The sequence below is a fragment of the Microbacterium karelineae genome, from assembly GCF_009745985.1.
GTDB lineage: Bacteria > Actinomycetota > Actinomycetes > Actinomycetales > Microbacteriaceae > Microbacterium > Microbacterium karelineae.
Genome location: NZ_WFIX01000032.1, coordinates 110,751 through 127,979, shown reverse-complemented (window position 1 = coordinate 127,979; position 17,229 = coordinate 110,751). Strand labels below are relative to the sequence as shown.

The following is a 17,229-nucleotide window of genomic DNA, read 5'->3' as shown; positions in this document are numbered from 1 at the left end:
ATCGCGACGCGGGGCACGGTCATCCCGGTCGAAGCGACGCGGGCCACGGTCGCCGTCGAAGCGGCGCTCGGATCCGCGGTTGTCGTCGAAACGACGCGGACCCCGATCGGATCCGCGGCTGTCCTCGAAGCGGCGTCCGCCGCGGTCGTCGCGGTTCGCCCCACGGTCGTCGCGGCGCGGGGCGCGGTCGTCGCGGTCGAACCGGCGTCCGCCGCGGTCATCGCGCGCCGGTCCGCGGCCTCCCGTGTCGAAACGCCGCGCGCCCTGGTCGCCGAAGCGGTCCTGGCGGCGCTCGTCGCGGTTCTGGCGGAAGTCGCCGCCCGTGCGCTCCTGGCGGGGGCCGGCCCCGGTCCCCCGGTGATCGCGGTCGTCGCGCGACCAGCGCGGCTTGCGAGATCCGCCGCTCGACTTGGCGTAGCGGGGGTCGAAGTTCTTCGCCGGGCGTCCGCCCGCGGGCTTCTTGTTCTTGGGCATGCGAAAGTACGCACCTTCCATAGGTGTAGTTGCGGCCGATGAGGACACAACCAACACCCGCGCATACGGCGCGGCATCCCAGAGCCGACAGGTCAGAGTACCGCGCCGCCCTGGGAAACCACCTGGCCAGGCCGGATCTCGCCTCTCTCGCGCGCGCGGCGTGTCGTTGGCTACTGTGATCCGGGGCGCGTCTCTGCACCCCCAGCCGATCGATCCGGAGGTCTCACATGCGCACATTGCTCACCGGGGGCGCCGCCGCGCTCCTCGTCCTGTCGCTGACCGCATGCGGCGGGAGCGACGAACAGCCGGACGAGGAACCGGCCGTGTCAACCGCGCCCGCCGACGACACGCCTGCCGAGGCCGAGACGGATCCGGATGACGCCGGCTCGGAAGACGACGAGTCGGGTGCAGCAGCGGAGCTCCCCACGTGCGAGGGCGCCGAGGTGTCCGCTGCGGCGGACATCATTCTGTCGCAGATCGACGCGCCGACCCTCCAGGCCACCGAGATCGAAGGCGTGACGAGCTGCCTCTGGTACGGCGAGCCGGAGAGCCTCTCCGTCAACGTGCAGCCGTGGCTCCTGGGCGGCGACGTCCCCGATGATGCGTGGTTCGAGGCGGGCGACTTCGAGCCCCTCGACGATCCGGCGATCGCCGAGCGCGACATCGTCGCGCTCGTCGACACCGAGTTCGACGGCCAGTGGGGGTCCGTGCTCGTCTGGGGCGCCGGCTATCAGGTCATGGTGCAGATTCAGCAGGCCGACATCTCGCAGGACGACGCGATCGACGTCGCCGACACGCTGATCGATTCCCTGGACTGAGACCGCTCCGCGGGTCCCGCCCACCCCGTTCGTATGACCCGAACCGACCGGTTCACGCGGCGGGGCGGTCGGTTCGGGTCATATGAACGGGGGATGCCTCAGCCTGCGACGGCCTCGAGGACGTCGGGCCGCGCGGTCCACGCCGGCGCGGCGGAGACGAGGGCATCGAAGCGTCGCAGGCGATCCGCCGTCCGCTCGTCGGCAGGCGACATCACGATGATGCGCGTGCCACGACCCGGATCGATCCACAGGCTCTGGAAGTGCGTCGTGAGGCGGCCCGCGCCGGGCGAGGCGTAGCGGCGCAGCCGCGGGCGCTCATCGGCGACTTCGTAGTCCTCCCAGCAGGCGCGGAAGTCAGCCGACGCGCGCAGCAGCCGTTCGATGAGCAGATCCCCTCGCCTGTCGTCCCGATGCTCGGCCGAGTGCGCCCGCAGCCGCGCGGCGATGTCGGGCAGCACGAGCGACTCGTCGACGAGACTGCCGCGCCACGTGGGATCCGTGAACATCAGCCACGCGCAGTTGCGATCCTCCGGCGCGTAGGCGTCGAGGTCGCTGAACAGGAAGCGGTAGGCCCGGTTCGACGCGACGATTTCGTAGCCGTCGGTCTGCACAGCGGCCGGGAACGGCAGGAGCTGTTCGATGACCGCCGTATGCTCGGGCCGCAGGTTCATCGGCGGCAGGTGCGAGACGGCGGGCGCACGATCCGCCAGCATGAGCATGTGATGCCGCTCAGCGTCGGTCATCTGCAGCACACGCGCGACGGCGTGGAGCACCTGATCCGAGACGCCCGTCGCCCGGCCCTGCTCGAGCCACGTGTACCAGGTGATGCCGATGCCCGCCTGCTGCGCGACCTCTTCGCGGCGCAGGCCCGGCGTGCGCCGCCGCCCGTTCACCGCGATGCCCGCGTCGCGAGGAGAGACGCGCTCTCGCCGCGCGCGCAGGAAGGATCCCAGCTCGCGCCGGCGGTCGTCGATCATGTCCACGCACCCATACTGCGCGCCGCGGGGCGCCATAGCCAGATGGCAGCAGTAATAGGATCATCTGACTTCTGGTAACAGGATCGCGGATGGTCGAGCGTGGCCTTCATGACCCTCACCTCCCCCACCGCGATCCGCGTCGCGACGACAGCCGACGACCTCACTCGCACAGGGCTCCTCGTCCTGCTCGTCGCCTTCCTCCCGGTCAACTTCACCTTCGGATCCGTGAACGTGCTCGCGGACGCGATCGGCCGCGATCTTCAGGCGGGAGCCGCCGGACAGCAGCTCGTGCTCGCCGTCTACACGACCGCCTTCGCCGCATCGCTCGTGATCGCGGGGAGGCTCGGCGACCGGTTCGGTCGACGCCTTGTGCTCGTCGTCGGCGCGAGCGGCGTCGCGATCCTGAGCATCGCGACGGCCTTCGCGCCCGACCTCGCGACCGCGATCGTCCTGCGCGTGCTGCTCGGCGTCGCGGCAGGGCTCCTCACGCCCCAGGTGCTCTCGACCATCCAGACGACCGCCGTCGGCGAACTGCGCGTGCGCGGCCTGACGCTGTTCGCCGCGATGAGCGGCGTGAGCACAGTGCTGGGGCAGATCGTCGGCGGCGGCGTGGCCGCGCTGCTGCCTGACCACCTCGGCTGGCGAGCCGTGCAGATCCTCACCGGCCTCCTCGCCGCATGCGCCCTGCTCGGGCTGCGCGCCATCCCGGCCTCGCGGTCCTCGACGCCCCTCGCGATCGACGGGACGGGCGCGGGTCTCCTCGCCGCGGGCCTGCTGCTCGTCATCCTCCCGCTCGCCCTAGGCCGCACCACAGGGTGGCCCGCGTGGACGATCGGCGCGCTCGCCGCCGGTGCGGCCGCGCTCGCGGCGTTCTGGATCCGACAGCGTCGCGCGGAGGCGCGCGGGATCCTGCCGGTCGTGCCGCCGAGCGTGCTGCGGATCCTCGTCGTGCGTCGCGGCCTCATCATGACGCTGCTGTTCTTCACGACGTACGGCGCGTTCCTCTACGAGCTGTCTGCGCTCGCGCAGGGACGATTCGGCGTGGGGCCGTTCGGCGCCGCGATGCTCCTGCTGGGTTTCGGACTCGCGTTCATCGTGGCGTCGCTCCTGCTCCCGTTGATCGTCCAGGCGCTCGGCGGACGCACGATGACCGTCGCGGGCATCGCGCAGGCGATCCTGATGCTCGGCGTGACGGCGCTCGAACTCACCGGAACCGCGAACGCCCTGACCCTGCAGTCGCTGCTCATCCCGATCGGGGCCGCGCAGGCGATGATGTTCGGCCCCGTCCTGCAGACTGTCCTCTCACGGGCGCCGGAGTGGGCGGCGGGCATCGCGAGCGGCCTGTTCTCGACCGCGCAGCAGGTGGGCCTCAGCCTCGGAGTCGCGCTGCTCGGCGGTATGTTCTGGAGCGTGACCGGCGGGACGGATCCCTCGGGTCTCGATCGGGGCATCGGCGTCGCGTTCGTCATACACGCCGGATGCGCCATCGCATTCGCGGTCCTCGCCGCGTCGATCACGCGGCGCACGGACACCTGATAGGGCGCCGGACACCCGTTCGACTGCCGCAGATCGTTTCACGATGCGGATCTTGGAGCGTTTCGAGGCATTCGAACGCCGTGCGGTCTGCCCGGATCCGCGCGACGTCAGCGCTGGCGGCGACGGCGCAGCGGCGGGGCCGCGACCGCGCCGGGATCGGCGACGCCCGCCGGAGACATCGGGCGGGTGCGTGGCGCTCCCGCGCCGGCCGGCACCGTCGCCTCCTCACCCGGACCGCCCGCGGGGCCGGATCCGTCGCCTGCGGGATCCGCGCCCGGGCGCGGGCCGTCTCCGCCGCGGCGCGCCGCGCGCCGCTCCTTCGCGCCCTCGACGAGGTTGTACAGGGTCGGCAGCACGATGAGGGTGAGGAACGTCGACGAGATGAGCCCGCCGATCACGACGATCGCGAGCGGCTGCGAGATGAAGCCGCCGTGGCCCGTGATCCCGAACGCCATCGGCGTGAGCGCGAAGATCGTCGCGAGCGCCGTCATGAGGATCGGGCGCAGACGCATCGAGGATCCGGCGAGCGTCGCGTCGTGCGCCGACAGCCCGTGGTGCGCGCGGTACTGGTTCACGAGGTCGACGAGCACGATCGCGTTCGTCACGACGATGCCGATCAGCATCAGCACGCCGATCAGGCTCGCGACGCCCAGCGGCACGCCCGTGACGACCTGCAGGAGGATCGCGCCCGTCGCGGCGAACGGCACCGAGACGAGCAGGAGCAGCGGCTGGCGCAGCGACTTGAACGTCGCGACCATGACGATGTAGATGATGAGGATCGCGGCGAGCATCGCCAGGCCGAGCTGCGCGAACGCATCGGCCTGCTCCTCCGCCACACCGCCGATCGACGCGCGGGCGCCGTCGGGCAGCTCGGCCGCGTCGAGGGCGGCCTGCACAGATGCCGTCGCGGTCGCGAGGTCGTCAGTCGCCGGCGGCACCGTGATCGTGGCCGTGCGCTGGCCGCCGACGGTCGTGATCGACGACGGGCTCTCGCTCTGCTCGATCGTCGCGATGTCCCGGAGCTCGACGGCCCCGGTCGCGGTCGGGATCTCGAGGCTCCGCAGCTCCCCGACCGTCGCGGGCGGATCCTCGCTCGCGATGTAGACGGTCAGCGAGGCGTCGTCGATCTCGATGGTGCCCACCTGCTGCGGCTGCATCGCGCCGTTCACGAGGGTGCCGACGGCGGCCTCGCTGAGGCCGAGATCGGCCGCCTCCTGGCGATCGACGTCGACCGAGATGAACGGCATCGCGGCCTCGAGGTCGTTCGAGACGGTTCCGATCCCGTCACGGCCGGCGATCTCGTCCGTCAGGGCCTCGGCGGCGGTCCGCAGATCCGTGTCGTCCGCGGCCTCGACCTGCACCGTGATGTCACTCGACGATCCCGGCGACGCCGATGACGCCTGCACGGCGATCTCGCCCGCGTCGTCGATCCCGGACACCGCGCCCTCGACATCGGCGCGCACGGCCTCCTGGTCGGCATCGGGATCGGTCATGATCGAGTAGGTGATGCCCGATCCTCCGGACATCATGCCGCCCATGCCCGCGGATCCCGATCCGATCGTCACCTGCACGGTCTCGACGCCGTCGAGCCCTATGAGCGCGTCCTCGACGTCGGCCGCGGCCTCGTCCTGGGCCTCGAGGCTCGCGGTCTCGCCGAGGTCCTGCGTGACGGTGATCGAGTTCTGGCCCGAGTCGCCGAGGAAGTTCACCTTCATGAGGGGCGCGAGCGCGACCGTCCCCACCATGACGACCGCAGCGAGGCCCAGCGTGATCCACGAGTGCCGCAGCGTCCATCGGAGGATCGGCGCGTACGCCTTCTGCAGCCGCGACGGCGGGGCGTCGGGGTGCTCGGGGTCGATGCGCTCGCCGGCCGCGTCGACGAGCGGCTTCCCCGGCCGCATGAACCAGTATGCGAGGACGGGGACGATCGTCAGCGCGACGAGGAGCGACGCGAGCATGGCGATCGTCACGGTCATCGCGAAGGGCCGGAAGAGCTCGCCGACCATGTCGCCGACGAAGACGATCGGCAGGAACACCGCGACGGTCGTCACCGTCGACGCCGTGATGGCGCCCGCGACCTCCCGCACGGCGAGGCGGATCGCATCGCCCTTGTCGGATCCCTCGACATAATGCCGCTTGATGTTCTCGATCACGACGATGGAGTCGTCGACGACGCGCCCGATGGAGATCGTGAGGGCGCCGAGCGTGAGCATGTTGAGCGAATACCCGAAGGCCTGCATGCTCGTGAACGAGATGAGCACGCTCGTCGGGATCGAGATCGCCGTCACGAGCGTGGACCGGATCGACAGCAGGAACACGAGGATCACGAGCACCGCGAAGACGAGGCCGAGGACGCCCTCGACGGCGAGCGTCTCGATCGACTGCACGATGAAGGGCGCCTGGTCGAACACGACGGTGAACGTCGCGTCGGGCATCTGCTCGCCGACGTCGTCGAGCGCCGCGATGACGCCCGCCGACACGTCGACGGTGTTGCCGGCGGGCAGCTTCGTGACCGAGATCGAGATCGCGTCCTCGCCGTCGACACGTGAGACCGACGTGACGGGATCCTCCTCCCGCGCGACCGTCGCGACGTCGGCGATCGTGTAGGTCTCGGGCGTCGCCACCTCGCCCGTCGTCGGATCCACCTGCGGCTGCGCGTTCGCCACGAGCGGCAGCCTGCGGATGTCGTCGATCGACGTGACCTTCACGCCCGTCTGCACTGTGAGGGTCTGGCCGTCCTCCGTGATCTCGCCGCCGGGGAACAGGTTGCCGTTCTGCTGCAGCGCGTCGACGATGGTCTGCTGCGTCGCCCCCGCGGTCTGAAGGTTCTGCGGGAGCGGCGTGATCGTGATCCGCTCGCCCGTCGCCCCCGAGACGGAGGCGGTGCCGACGCCGTCGACGTCCTCGATCGCGGGGATCGCGAGCTGGTCGAGCCGATCCTCCGCCTCGGCCGGATCGTCGAAGCCGGAGACGGCGACCTGGATCACGGGCAGCTCGTCGAGCGAGATGGCCACGACCTGCGGATCGACGTCCTCCGGCAGCTGTCCGGAGACGCGGCTGATCGCCTGCTGCATCTTCTGCTCGGCCGTGGCCATATCGGTGCCGTAGTCGAACATCGCCTGCACGACCGACGCGTTCGACGAGCTCGTCGCCGTCGTCGAGTCGAGGCCCGGCACCGACTGGATCGCCTCCTCGATCGGAGTGGAGACATCCTCCTCGACGACATCGGGCGAGGCGCCCGGGTAGGTCGTCGTGACGACGAGCGCGGGCAGCTCGATCGAGGGGATCAGCTCCTGCTTGAGGCTCGTGAGCGACAGCCCGCCGAAGATCGCCGCGCAGATCGTGATGAGCGCGATGAGGGCGCGGTTCTTCAGGCTGAGGACGGCGAGATTCGACACAGAGGATCCCTGGTGTGAGCGGCGGCGCGAGAGGTACGGATCCGGGTTCGATACACACGCGTATCCGCGGCTCTCAGTCTTCCACAAGGCGCCCCGCGCACCATCCGGATACCCGCAATATCATCCTCTGGTACGACATCGCGCTCCGCCGCTCGGCGGAGGCGTCCCTCAGGCGACCGCGAGGCCGAGGAGCGTGCCGGCTGCGGAGGCCGTGATGCAGACGACGAGCGTGCCCGCGACGTTCGCGATCGCGAGCTGGTGGCGGCGCTGGCGCCAGAGCTGCGCCGTGTCGACGGAGACCGTGCTGTACGTCGTGAACCCGCCGAGGAGCCCGGCACCGATCACCGCGAACCACGCCGGCGACGCCCCCGCACCGACGACGGCCGTGAGGAAGGCGAGCACGAGACACCCCACGGCGTTGACGAGCAGGATCGCCCACGGGAACCCGTTGCGCCGCCAGCGCCAGAGGGAAACGTCGATCAGCCACCGCAGGCCCGCGCCCGCGCCTCCGGCGAACGCGATGCCGAACGCGACGAGCGGACTCACGACGCGCGCCTTCGCTCGATGACGCCGCCGAGCGCGAGCCCGGCGAGCGCGCAGGCGACGGCCGCGACCGCGACGAGGAGGAGCACGCCGGCGCCGGCGAGCCCGAACCACGCGGCCGGCCCCGCCCAGTACATCGCGAAGTACCCGAGCGACGGCGCGAGCGCGCTGTAGGACGTGAATCCGCCGAGCAGGCCCGTCCCCAGGAACGCTCGGCGCAGCGGGTGCCGGTCGCCGAGCATGCCGACGACGACGCCGAGCAGGGCGGATCCGACGACGTTGACGATGAGGATCGACACGACGCCGGAATCGTCGAACGTCAGCGCCCAGCGCAGCAGCGCTCCGAGCGCGCCGCCCGCGACGACGAGCGGCAGCTGCCGCCAGTCGATGCGGGGGCGCGCCGCCGTCACGCCTCGTCGAAGATCGGCTTGTCGTCGTCGACCGGCTCCTCGACCGGCACGACGAGCAGCGGGCGGTGCTGCCGGTGCGAAAGACGCGCGGCGACGGATCCGGTGAAGAACTCGCGGATCGACTCGCCGAACCCGCGCTTGCGCGTGCCGAGGACGATGAGGGGCGACTCGATCTTTTCGGCGAAGTGCTTGATCGCGAGGGCGGGATCGCCGACGAGCTGGGTCGTCGACCACTCGACGCCCGCGCCCGCGAGTGCGGCCGTGACGTGCTCGGTGACCTCTGCGAGCTCCTCCGCCCCGGCGTCGACGTTGATGTCGATCGGGGCCGTGTGCGGCGCGCCGTCGGGATCCTCGTAGGTGACGAATCGGGTCACGTCGACATGCACGACCACGAGCGGCACGCCGAGGAGCTTCGCGTAGCGCGCCGCCTCGGTGATGACGCGCGGTGACTGGTCGGGGATGATCGCCGCGATGACGGCGCCGTGCGGCTCGCCAACAGGCGTTTCCGCGGGGTTCTGGGCGTCGGACATGGGTGCGCACCTCCTGGCCTGCGGAGCCTGCTGTTCAGGCCCCGTGGTATCCTGAATCCTACTCTTTCCCGGTGAATTTCCGGGTCCCATGAAAGCATGTATCTGAATAGGGTTCGAGAAATCGCCCGCAGACCGAGGTTAAAGGGGGTCGACGCGCTATGGGGCGTGGCCGTCAGAAGGCGAAGCACACCAAGCTCGCTCGTGAGCTGAAGTCGTTCAGTCCGACAGTGGACTATGCGGCTCTCGAGCAGGAGCTCACACACAGCAGCGACGATGAGTACGTCGACCGCTGGGCCGACATGTACGAAGACGAAGACGAGGACGACGAGCCCGCGAGGGTCTGAAGCGATCCTTCGTCCGACGAGCGCCGCAGGTGACCACCTGCGGCGCTCGTCGTGTCAGTCTCGGTGCTGGCGCCGGATCCGCCGGTTCAGTACGAGGAACACCGCCGCGCCCACCGCGAGCATGCCGAGCATCGGCAGGTAGGCGATGCGGAACATCTCCATCGAATAGTCGTCAGGTGTCCGGGCGCCCTGCAGCGTGAGCATCGCGCCCGTGAGCCAGATGATGACGAGCGCGCCCGAGAAGCCGCCCGTGTTGACGACCCCGTTCGCGCGCGCCGCGAGGTGACCGGGCACGTAGTCGCGCGACATCTCGAAGGCCGTGAGCGAGGCGGGGCCACCGATGCCGGTCGCGATGGCGAGGATCGCCAGCAGGACGATCGGCGTCGGGGCGGGCCATGCGAGGGCGAGGATCCACGCGACGATCTGCAGGACGACGGATCCGAAGACGATCTGCGCGCGCAGTCGCGGGCGGCCGACGATCACGCGGCCGATGACGAGCCCGGCGACCATGCCGGTGACGGGGATCCCGAGGAGGTAGGCGCCGACGCCCGCCGCGTCGAGGCCCGCGCCGTGCTCGAGGAACATCGGCCCCCACGTCACGACGAACGCCGTGAACGCCGCGCTCGTCATGAGGTGGGTCGTGAAGGCGAGCCAGGATCCCGGCTGCCGCATCGCCTCCCCCGTACCGCGCAGCACGGATCCGAGGCTCTCGCCGCTCGCCGTGCGCGACGGATCCCGCCCCATCAGGGCGAGGATGCCGCCCGCGGCGAGCGCGACCGCGCCCGTGAACGCCGCCATGATCGAGTAGCCGACGGGCCAGCTCGTGAGGTCGACGAGCACCACGAGGGGCGTCGCCGTGACGACCATGCCGAAGTTGCCGACCACGCCGATCATCTGCGTGCCGGTCGCGATCCATCGCGACGGGAGCGAGACGGCCGTCAGCCGCACCGCGGACGGGAACACCATCGCGTCACCGAGGCCCGCGAAAGCACGCGCCGCGAGGAGCACGCCGAACGAGTCGCCGAAGCCGATCAGCAGCTGGCTGCCCGCGACGATGGCGACGCCGACGAGCAGCACGGTGCGACCGCCGAGGCGGTCGATGAGCATGCCGACCGGGATCTGCGCCCCCGCGTAGACGAACAGCTGCAGGATCCCGAACGCCGCGAGCTGGTCGCTCGTCAGGTCGAAGCGGTCGCTGGCGATCGCGCCCGTCGCCGACAGCGAGGTGCGCGACATGATCGCCGCGAGATACGCCACGCACGCGACGGCCCAGACGGCGATCCGCAGCCAGGGAGCGGGATTGTTCAGGCGCGGCATGTCGGTTCGATCCTACGCCGTGGGCCTGGCCGCCCCCGTGGCGGCGGATGCCCGACTGCACGACGACGGCATTATTCGCACCAGTGGCTCGCGAAACCGATCCCGCCCGCGGTTCAGGTGAATTCTGGCGTCGATGCGCAAGCGCACCCCGGTGCACAGACAACACAACGCAGTCGATTCGGCGCACGTGGGGCCAGAATGGGCCGGAAACCCGCGTGCGGGCCGAAATCGACTGCGTTGTGTTGGTGAGAGGTGCTGGCCTCAGCGGCCGAGGGCCTCGCGGAGGCGGGCGGCGACGCCGTCGATGTCGCGCTGGAGGGCGTCGACGAGCTCCGATGAGAGGGATCCGCCGCGCGCGACGTGCGTGCGCAGGTCAGCCCGCACGGTGCCGCGGAACGCGTTCAGCGCCGCCTCCGCCCGGGCCTGCTGCGCGCGCGATGCCTGTCGCGCGTCCTCCTCGTGCGGAGGCTCCTCCGCGGCAGGTGCGCTCGACGCCGCCGCGAGGTCGGCGCGCAGGCTCTTCATCGCCTCGCGCACGTTCTGGCGCACGCCGTCGGCGATGATCCGCACGGAGTCGGCGAGCCCGTCCTGGATGCCCTCGACGTCGCCGGCGCGCTCACGCACCTCAGTGCGGCCCGCATCGGTGATCTCGTAGGTCGCCGTGCGGCCCTCGGTCGTCTTGACGACGAGGCCCTCCTCTTCGAGCTTCGCGAGGCGCGGATAGATCGTGCCCGCGCTCGGGGTGTACGTGCCGCCCGTGCGCTCTGACAGCGCCTGCATGATGCCGTAGCCATGCAGGGGCTTCTCGTCGAGCAGGCTCAGCAGGTAGAGTCGCAGGTCACCGTGACCGAAGACCGGGGCCATCAGCTCTGCCCCTCGCCGGCGTTCGGCCACCGGACCTCGTCGTCGACGGATCCGGCGGGCGCGCCGCCCCCCCGGCGCAGCACGGTGATGTCTCCGCCCACCGAGTTCGCGCGCACATCCGCGAACATCCCCGACAGCGCTCCCGCATGCCCGGAGTGGTTCCGCGAGCGCGCGATGCCGTCGACCTGCACGCGGCCGCTCATCGTGTGGATGCTGTAGCTCGCCGCGTAGTCGTCGTCGAGGCGCAGCGTCGCGGCGCCCGACACCGAGTTGAGGCCGGCCTCCTGCAGTGGGCCCTCAGCGTCGATGAAGATCGCCCCCGAGACCGTGTTGACGTCGGTCTTCGACACCTCGCCCGAGACGGCGATGTCACCCGAGACCATGTCGCTCGAGAACGCACCGACGAGGCCGCGCACCTGCACGTCGCCCGACACCGCGTGGGTGTTGAGGTCGCCCCGCATACCGTCGACGAGCACATCGCCCGAGACGGCGTTGATCGTCGCATCGGCCTCGAGGCCCGCGACGAGCGCGTTCGCCGAGACGACGCCGAGCGACAGCTCGACGCTGCGCGGCACGGCGACGCTGATCTCCGCGCGCGGGCCGGATGATCCGAAGTGTCCGAAGGCCTTGAGGAAGTTGTCCCAGCGCAGCTGCGGGTGGTCGATCTCGAGCTCGGTGCCCGACACCTCGATGCGCAGCTCCTTGGCCGCGACGCTGTGCACCTCGACGCGCATGTGCGCCTCGTCGTGACCGATGATGTCGATCTGGCCGCCGACCAGCGCCGCCTTCAGCCGCGTGACGTCCGCGACGTCGATGACGCGCGACTCACCCGGCTGGATGATCCACTTCTCCTGCACCATGTCGTCTCCTCATCGTTCGGCCGGACCACCCGGCTCGTTCGAGATATAGCTCGAGTTAAACACGATGTATCGCGTTTACCCACCGCGTTCGACGAACTCTCAGGATCACACGCTTGACCTTGACGTGACGTCAACTTCTAGCGTGGAATGCACCACGACAGGAGGAGCGCATGAACGAGATGTCGATCCAGCAGGTCGCGCGTCTCACGGGCACGACGAGCCGGACGCTGCGTCACTATGACCAGATCGGGCTGCTGCGCCCGAGCCGCACGGGCTCGAACGGCTACCGCCGGTACGGATCCGCGGAGCTCGTGCGCCTGCAGCGGATCCTGCTGCTGCGCGAGCTGGGCCTCGGGCTGACGCAGATCGCCGAGATCCTCGAGAGCGAGGAGGACGACGAGTCGCGCGCCCTGCGCACGCACCTGACGTGGCTCAACACCGAGCGTGACCGCATCGGGCGGCAGATCGCCGCCGTCGAGCAGACGGTCGCGCGCATCGAGAGAGGAGAGGATCCCATGGACGAGAGCATGTTCGACGGGTTCGACCATACGCAGTACAAGGAGGAGGTCACCGAGCGCTGGGGCTCCGACGCGTACCAGCAGGGCGACGCCTGGTGGCGCGGGCTGAGCGACGACGACCGTGCGGGGTTCCAGCGGGAGACCCGCGAGCTCGGCGACGCCTGGGCCCGCGCGGCCGAGGCCGGCACGGATCCCACATCGCCCGAGGCGCGGGAGCTCGCCGAGCGCCACGTCGCGTGGCTGCGCGGGATCCCTGGCACGCCCGCGCAGGATCCGGCGCGGGTCGCCGCCTACGTCCGTGGCCTCGGCGACATGTACGTCGCCGACCCGCGATTCGGGCGGAACTACGGCGGCGCGGAGGGCGCGGGGTTCGTTCGCGACGCGCTGTATGCGTGGGCCGACCGCAGCGCATAGAACACAACGCAGTCGATTCGCACCGCTGGCTGGTCGCTCTCCGCGAATAGATGGAGCCGGCCGATCCGCTGCGCACGAATCGACTGCGTTGTGGTGCGACCGCCCGCGCGCGGAGTAGCGTCGGCACCATGACGTCCGATCTCCGTCCCGAGTTCAGCCTGCGGCAGAGCCTGCGCACCGCGATCCTCATGGGCAGCATCGTCTCGCTGGTGTTCGGCGTCGTGATGCTGGTCTGGCCCGTCAAGTCCGCGATGGCCGTGACGATCCTCGTCGCGGTCTATGCGGTCGTCGGCGGGCTGCTGCACCTCGCGTACGGCATCTTCTCCCGCGGAACGGGCGGGTGGACGCGGGCGGGCCTGATCGTGCTCGGCCTCGTCTTCCTCGCCGCGGGGGCCGCCTCGTTCCTCAATCTCGGCGAGACGACGCTCCTGCTCGCGGTGATCGTGACGACGTTCATCGGCGCCGCCTGGATCATCGACGGCGTCGTGGCGCTCTTCTCGCTCGGCCTCGCTGACACTGCCTGGCCCGGAGGAGAGAAGCCGCACCGCGGGTGGACCATCGCCTACGCCGCCGTCGGGATCCTCGCGGGCGCCTTCGTGATCGCCTCCCCGACCCTGACGGCACTGTGGCTGTGGATCATCCTCGGCGCGGCGCTGCTCGTGCTCGGCATCGTCGGAATCTGCCGCGCCGCCACGCTCGAGAAGTAGTCAGCCCTGCCGCGCGCGCCGGGCGGCCCTGCGCGCCTTCCACCACGCCCAGAACCGCTCGAGCTGCACGCGCAGCCAGTGCGCGGCGCGCTGGGCCCAGCGGAACTCGGTGGCGAGCACGGCGAGGCCGCCGAATACGATCAGCCAGCCGGGGCCGGGCAACGGCACGATGATGAGCCCGAGGATCACCAGCACGGTGCCGACGACGCCGACGAGCGTCCTGTAGACGAGATCCGTCCAGCGATTGCGCGCGATCGCGCGGCGGATCGCACGAACGGCCCGCAGGAACGCGTTCGGGCGCGGCGGTTCGGACGGCGCGCTCGGGTGCTCGCGCGCCGGCGACTCGCGGATCTCGACGACCTGGATCGTGTCGGGGGTCATGCTCCGACGCTAACCCGCGCGCCGTTCACACGGGATCCGGATACCCCGAGAGTTCCCGATGAGATCGGATCAGGATCCCTGCGTCGCCGCCACCCAGTCGAGGTACTCCGGGGTGACCGTGCCCGTCACATAGCGGCCGTCGAAGCAGCTCATGTCGAGGTCGTCGAGGGTGACTCCGCCTGCCGCGGCTCCCTCGACGATCGCCGCCTTGAGGTCGTCGATCTCCTGGTAGACGAGATGATCGGCGCCCAACTCGTCACGGATCTCGGGGATCGTGCGATCGTGCGCGATGAGCTCCGTCGCCGACGGCATGTTGATGCCGTACACGTGCGGGTAGCGTACGGGCGGCGCGGCCGACGCGAACGAGACCGTCTCGGCCCCCGCGTCGCGCGCCATCTGGATGATCTGCCTGCTCGTCGTGCCGCGCACGATCGAATCGTCGATCAGCAGCACCTTCTTGCCGCGGAACTCGGTCGACATCGTGTTGAGCTTCTGGCGCACGCTCTTCTTGCGCGCCGCCTGGCCCGGCATGATGAAGGTGCGGCCGACATAGCGGTTCTTGTAGTAGCCCTCGCGGTAGTCGATGCCGAGCACGCGGGCGACCTCCATCGCCGCGGGGCGCGCCGAGTCCGGGATCGGCATCACGACGTCGATCTCGCCGGCGGGGATGTGCTTCGCGATCGTCGCGGCGAGCTTCTCGCCCATGCGCAGGCGCGACTCGTAGATGCTCTGCCCGTTCATGACCGAATCCGGTCGGGCGAGGTAGACGTACTCGAACGAGCACGGCGCGAGGATCGGATCCTCCGCGCACTGCCGCGAGAACAGCTCGCCCTCGCTCGTGATGAAGATCGCCTCGCCGGGAGCGACCTCGCGGACGACCTCGTAGTCGCCGTTCTCGAGCACGAGCGACTCGCTCGCGACGACCCACTCGTCGCCGGCGAGGCCGGCCGTACGCCGACCGAGGATGAGCGGACGGATCCCGTACGGGTCGCGGAACGCGAGCAGGCCGTACCCCGCGATGAACGACACCACGGCGTAGGCGCCCTCGATGCGCTTGTGTGTGCGCGATACGGCCTGGAAGATGCGATCGGCATCGAGGTCGACCGTGCTCGTCGACGTCTGCAGCTCGCTCGCGAGCACGTTCAGCAGCAGCTCGGTGTCGCTCGACGAGTTGAGGTGACGCCGGTCGCGCCGCTCCATCTCGACCGCGAGCTCGCGCGTGTTCGTGAGATTGCCGTTATGGATCAGCGTGATGCCGTAGGGCGCGTTGACGTAGAAGGGCTGCGCCTCCTCCTCGCTCGACGCCGTGCCCTTCGTCGCGTAGCGCACGTGGCCGAGGCCGACGTTGCCGAGCAGCGACCGCATGTCGCGCGTGCGGAACGCCTCGCGCACCATGCCGTTGTTCTTCGCCATGTGCATCACGCCGTTCGACTCGGTCGTGGCGATGCCCGTGGCGTCCTGTCCACGGTGCTGCAGAAGCAGAAGTGCGTCGTAGATGTCCTGGTTGACGTGGCCGCGACCGACCATTCCGACGATGCCGCACATGGGAGGGTTACTTCGCTCCGTCCGCGTATGCGCCGACGAGGCGGACGGCACCGCCGTCGACCCCCTTGGCGCCCTGCTCGAATTCGTCCCCCGTGGCCTCGCCGGATTCGACGACGCCCGCCTGCCAGGCCGGGATCCCCTCGTCCGCGAGGGCGTCGATCGCCGCCCCTGCCTGCTCGGGCGCGACCACGGCGAAGAAGCCGACTCCGAGGTTCCACGTGCCCTCGGCCTGCTCGAGGCTCGTGCCGGCGATGTCACTCAGCGTGCGGAAGACGGGGCTCGGGCTCCACGTGGACCGGTCTACGTCGACGCGCGTGCCCTTCGGCAGCACGCGCGCGAGGTTCGCTGCGATCCCGCCGCCCGTGACGTGGCTGAGAGAGTGCACGGATCCGGGGAGCGCCTCGACGAGCCGCAGGAGCGGCGAGGTGTACAGGCGCGTCGGCTCGAGGAGCGCCTCGCCCCACGTGGCGCCGAGATCGTCGGACACGTCGCCGTATCCGAGCCCGGCGTTCTTCAGGATGTGGCGCACGAGCGAGTAGCCGTTCGAATGGATCCCGCTCGAGGCGAGCGCCAGGACGACGTCTCCGGGACGCACGAGGTGCGCGCCGAGCATGCTGCCGCCCTCGACGACGCCCGTCGCGGCGCCCGCGACGTCGTAGTCGTCGGGGCCGAGGAGGCCGGGGTGCTCAGCCGTCTCGCCGCCGACGAGCGCCGTGCCCGTCGCACTGCAGGCCTCGGCGATGCCCCGCACGATATCGGCGATGCGCTCAGGAACGACCCTGCCGCACGCGATGTAATCGGTCATGAAGAGCGGCTTCGCGCCCATCACGACGATGTCGTCGACGACCATGCCGACGAGGTCCTGGCCGATCGTGTCGTGCTTGTCGATCGCCTGCGCGATCGCGACCTTCGTGCCGACGCCGTCGGTGCTCGTCGCGAGCAGGGGACGACGGTACTCCTTGAGGAAGCTCGCGTCGTACAGGCCCGCGAAGCCGCCGACGCCGCCGAGCACCTCGGGGCCCTGCGTCGCGCGGACGGAGGACTTCATGAGCTCGACCGCGAGGTCGCCTGCCGCCGTGTCGACACCGGCCTCGGAATAGGTGGACCGGGACGCCGCAGCGGACGAAGAGGGGGAAGTCACGGGTCCAGGTTACCGGCTGCGGAACAGCGCTCTGATCAACGCTCGTCGACCTGATCGACGCGGACTGTCGCATGGCGCAGCCGGCGCGACACGACGCCGTCGAGGATCATCGCGACGATCATCATGACGGCGATTCCGGCGGGGATGCACCACAGGAGGATGAAGCCGAAGGCCTGCGTCTGCGAGTACGTCACCTCGGTGAACGGGCTGGGCTCGGACGTGCCGTCGAACACGGTCGTGAGGATGAGCGCCGCCACGATTCCGAGGGCGACGCCGAGCGCCATGAACGTGCCGTACTTGGGGGAGCGCCGCACCGCGACGCGCGCCTCGGGAACGCGGCTCACGTGCCCGTGGGGGATGTCGCGGTCGGTGGTCTCACCGGAGTGCTGATCACTCTTCCCATCCATGGATCCATTGTCGCACCGGAAGCCTGTGAGGGATCGGGGCGCCTG

Annotated in this window: 17 protein-coding genes and 1 pseudogene; 5 read left to right on the top strand and 13 right to left on the bottom strand. The window is 70.2% G+C overall.

The window, feature by feature from the left end:
* A pseudogene (locus GB932_RS00750) lies at nucleotides 1-474 on the bottom strand (DEAD/DEAH box helicase); the annotation flags it as partial.
* Nucleotides 475-701: 227 nt separating this feature from the next.
* On the opposite strand from GB932_RS00750, the gene GB932_RS00745 reads away from it, so the two are divergent.
* Nucleotides 702-1,292 carry a hypothetical protein gene (locus GB932_RS00745; RefSeq protein WP_156758886.1) on the top strand — a complete coding sequence of 197 codons (591 nt, stop codon included), beginning with the start codon at nucleotides 702-704 and terminating at the stop codon, nucleotides 1,290-1,292.
* A 98-nt stretch (nucleotides 1,293-1,390) separates the two neighbouring features.
* On the opposite strand, the gene GB932_RS00740 is transcribed toward GB932_RS00745, so the two are convergent.
* On the bottom strand, nucleotides 1,391-2,269 hold the full coding sequence (locus GB932_RS00740; RefSeq protein ID WP_156758897.1) for a helix-turn-helix transcriptional regulator: 879 nt from the start codon (nucleotides 2,267-2,269) through the stop codon (nucleotides 1,391-1,393).
* A gap of 108 nt (nucleotides 2,270-2,377) precedes the next feature.
* On the opposite strand from GB932_RS00740, the gene GB932_RS00735 reads away from it, so the two are divergent.
* Nucleotides 2,378-3,805 carry an MFS transporter gene (locus GB932_RS00735; protein WP_156758885.1) on the top strand — a complete coding sequence of 476 codons (1,428 nt, stop codon included), beginning with the start codon at nucleotides 2,378-2,380 and terminating at the stop codon, nucleotides 3,803-3,805.
* 107 nt (nucleotides 3,806-3,912) lie between these two features.
* Here the strand turns inward: GB932_RS00735 and GB932_RS00730 are convergent, their stop codons facing one another.
* From GB932_RS00730 to GB932_RS00715, 4 genes are all read right to left on the bottom strand, one after another.
* Nucleotides 3,913-7,203: an efflux RND transporter permease subunit gene (locus GB932_RS00730; protein ID WP_156758884.1), complete on the bottom strand. Its 3,291-nt coding sequence runs from the start codon at nucleotides 7,201-7,203 to the stop codon at nucleotides 3,913-3,915.
* 168 nt (nucleotides 7,204-7,371) lie between these two features.
* Nucleotides 7,372-7,749 (bottom strand): fluoride efflux transporter FluC, encoded by a 378-nt coding sequence (locus GB932_RS00725; RefSeq protein WP_197517184.1) that lies wholly within the window; start codon nucleotides 7,747-7,749, stop codon nucleotides 7,372-7,374.
* Nucleotides 7,746-8,156, bottom strand: a complete 411-nt coding sequence (locus tag GB932_RS00720) for a fluoride efflux transporter FluC (protein ID WP_156758882.1) — start codon at nucleotides 8,154-8,156, stop codon at nucleotides 7,746-7,748. Before GB932_RS00720 ends, GB932_RS00725 begins: the two co-directional genes overlap by 4 nt.
* Complete coding sequence (locus tag GB932_RS00715; protein WP_156758881.1) at nucleotides 8,153-8,686, bottom strand: universal stress protein; 534 nt, start codon at nucleotides 8,684-8,686, stop codon at nucleotides 8,153-8,155. Before GB932_RS00715 ends, GB932_RS00720 begins: the two co-directional genes overlap by 4 nt.
* A 158-nt stretch (nucleotides 8,687-8,844) precedes the next feature.
* On the opposite strand from GB932_RS00715, the gene GB932_RS00710 reads away from it, so the two are divergent.
* Nucleotides 8,845-9,030, top strand: a complete 186-nt coding sequence (locus tag GB932_RS00710; protein ID WP_156758880.1) for a DUF3073 domain-containing protein — start codon at nucleotides 8,845-8,847, stop codon at nucleotides 9,028-9,030.
* Nucleotides 9,031-9,084: 54 nt separating this feature from the next.
* Here GB932_RS00710 and GB932_RS00705 read toward each other — a convergent pair whose 3' ends face one another.
* The 3 genes from GB932_RS00705 to GB932_RS00695 form a co-directional block, all read right to left on the bottom strand.
* Nucleotides 9,085-10,347 (bottom strand): MFS transporter, encoded by a 1,263-nt coding sequence (locus GB932_RS00705; protein WP_156758879.1) that lies wholly within the window; start codon nucleotides 10,345-10,347, stop codon nucleotides 9,085-9,087.
* 261 nt (nucleotides 10,348-10,608) lie between these two features.
* A complete protein-coding gene (locus GB932_RS00700) occupies nucleotides 10,609-11,211 on the bottom strand; it encodes a PadR family transcriptional regulator (RefSeq protein ID WP_156758878.1) in 603 nt (200 codons plus the stop codon).
* Complete coding sequence (locus GB932_RS00695; protein WP_156758877.1) at nucleotides 11,211-12,071, bottom strand: DUF4097 family beta strand repeat-containing protein; 861 nt, start codon at nucleotides 12,069-12,071, stop codon at nucleotides 11,211-11,213. Before GB932_RS00695 ends, GB932_RS00700 begins: the two co-directional genes overlap by 1 nt.
* 170 nt (nucleotides 12,072-12,241) lie before the next feature.
* Between GB932_RS00695 and GB932_RS00690 the strand changes: the two genes are divergently transcribed.
* Nucleotides 12,242-13,003 carry a MerR family transcriptional regulator gene (locus GB932_RS00690; protein ID WP_156758876.1) on the top strand — a complete coding sequence of 254 codons (762 nt, stop codon included), beginning with the start codon at nucleotides 12,242-12,244 and terminating at the stop codon, nucleotides 13,001-13,003.
* 128 nt (nucleotides 13,004-13,131) lie between these two features.
* A complete protein-coding gene (locus tag GB932_RS00685; RefSeq protein WP_197517183.1) occupies nucleotides 13,132-13,710 on the top strand; it encodes an HdeD family acid-resistance protein in 579 nt (192 codons plus the stop codon).
* On the opposite strand, the gene GB932_RS00680 is transcribed toward GB932_RS00685, so the two are convergent.
* The 4 genes from GB932_RS00680 to GB932_RS00665 form a co-directional block, all read right to left on the bottom strand.
* A complete protein-coding gene (locus tag GB932_RS00680) occupies nucleotides 13,711-14,091 on the bottom strand; it encodes a TIGR02611 family protein (protein ID WP_156758874.1) in 381 nt (126 codons plus the stop codon).
* A 69-nt stretch (nucleotides 14,092-14,160) separates the two neighbouring features.
* Complete coding sequence (purF, locus tag GB932_RS00675) at nucleotides 14,161-15,636, bottom strand: amidophosphoribosyltransferase (RefSeq protein ID WP_156758873.1); 1,476 nt, start codon at nucleotides 15,634-15,636, stop codon at nucleotides 14,161-14,163.
* 7 nt (nucleotides 15,637-15,643) lie between these two features.
* Complete coding sequence (purM, locus tag GB932_RS00670; RefSeq protein WP_156758872.1) at nucleotides 15,644-16,777, bottom strand: phosphoribosylformylglycinamidine cyclo-ligase; 1,134 nt, start codon at nucleotides 16,775-16,777, stop codon at nucleotides 15,644-15,646.
* 35 nt (nucleotides 16,778-16,812) lie between these two features.
* Nucleotides 16,813-17,184: a potassium transporter Trk gene (locus GB932_RS00665; protein WP_231915938.1), complete on the bottom strand. Its 372-nt coding sequence runs from the start codon at nucleotides 17,182-17,184 to the stop codon at nucleotides 16,813-16,815.
* Nucleotides 17,185-17,229 lie beyond the last annotated feature (45 nt).

Bases quoted from the DNA above. Each gene is read 5' to 3' on its own strand.
- GB932_RS00700 (WP_156758878.1), bottom strand. From the start codon at position 11,211: ATGGCCCCGGTCTTCGGTCACGGTGACCTGCGACTCTACCTGCTGAGC.
- purF (WP_156758873.1), bottom strand. From the start codon at position 15,636: ATGTGCGGCATCGTCGGAATGGTCGGTCGCGGCCACGTCAACCAGGAC.
- GB932_RS00695 (WP_156758877.1), bottom strand. From the start codon at position 12,071: ATGGTGCAGGAGAAGTGGATCATCCAGCCGGGTGAGTCGCGCGTCATC.
- GB932_RS00680 (WP_156758874.1), bottom strand. From the start codon at position 14,091: ATGACCCCCGACACGATCCAGGTCGTCGAGATCCGCGAGTCGCCGGCG.
- GB932_RS00685 (WP_197517183.1), top strand. From the start codon at position 13,132: ATGACGTCCGATCTCCGTCCCGAGTTCAGCCTGCGGCAGAGCCTGCGC.
- GB932_RS00735 (WP_156758885.1), top strand. From the start codon at position 2,378: ATGACCCTCACCTCCCCCACCGCGATCCGCGTCGCGACGACAGCCGAC.
- GB932_RS00690 (WP_156758876.1), top strand. From the start codon at position 12,242: ATGAACGAGATGTCGATCCAGCAGGTCGCGCGTCTCACGGGCACGACG.
- GB932_RS00745 (WP_156758886.1), top strand. From the start codon at position 702: ATGCGCACATTGCTCACCGGGGGCGCCGCCGCGCTCCTCGTCCTGTCG.
- GB932_RS00710 (WP_156758880.1), top strand. From the start codon at position 8,845: ATGGGGCGTGGCCGTCAGAAGGCGAAGCACACCAAGCTCGCTCGTGAG.
- GB932_RS00665 (WP_231915938.1), bottom strand. From the start codon at position 17,184: ATGGATGGGAAGAGTGATCAGCACTCCGGTGAGACCACCGACCGCGAC.
- GB932_RS00740 (WP_156758897.1), bottom strand. From the start codon at position 2,269: ATGATCGACGACCGCCGGCGCGAGCTGGGATCCTTCCTGCGCGCGCGG.
- GB932_RS00705 (WP_156758879.1), bottom strand. From the start codon at position 10,347: ATGCCGCGCCTGAACAATCCCGCTCCCTGGCTGCGGATCGCCGTCTGG.
- GB932_RS00715 (WP_156758881.1), bottom strand. From the start codon at position 8,686: ATGTCCGACGCCCAGAACCCCGCGGAAACGCCTGTTGGCGAGCCGCAC.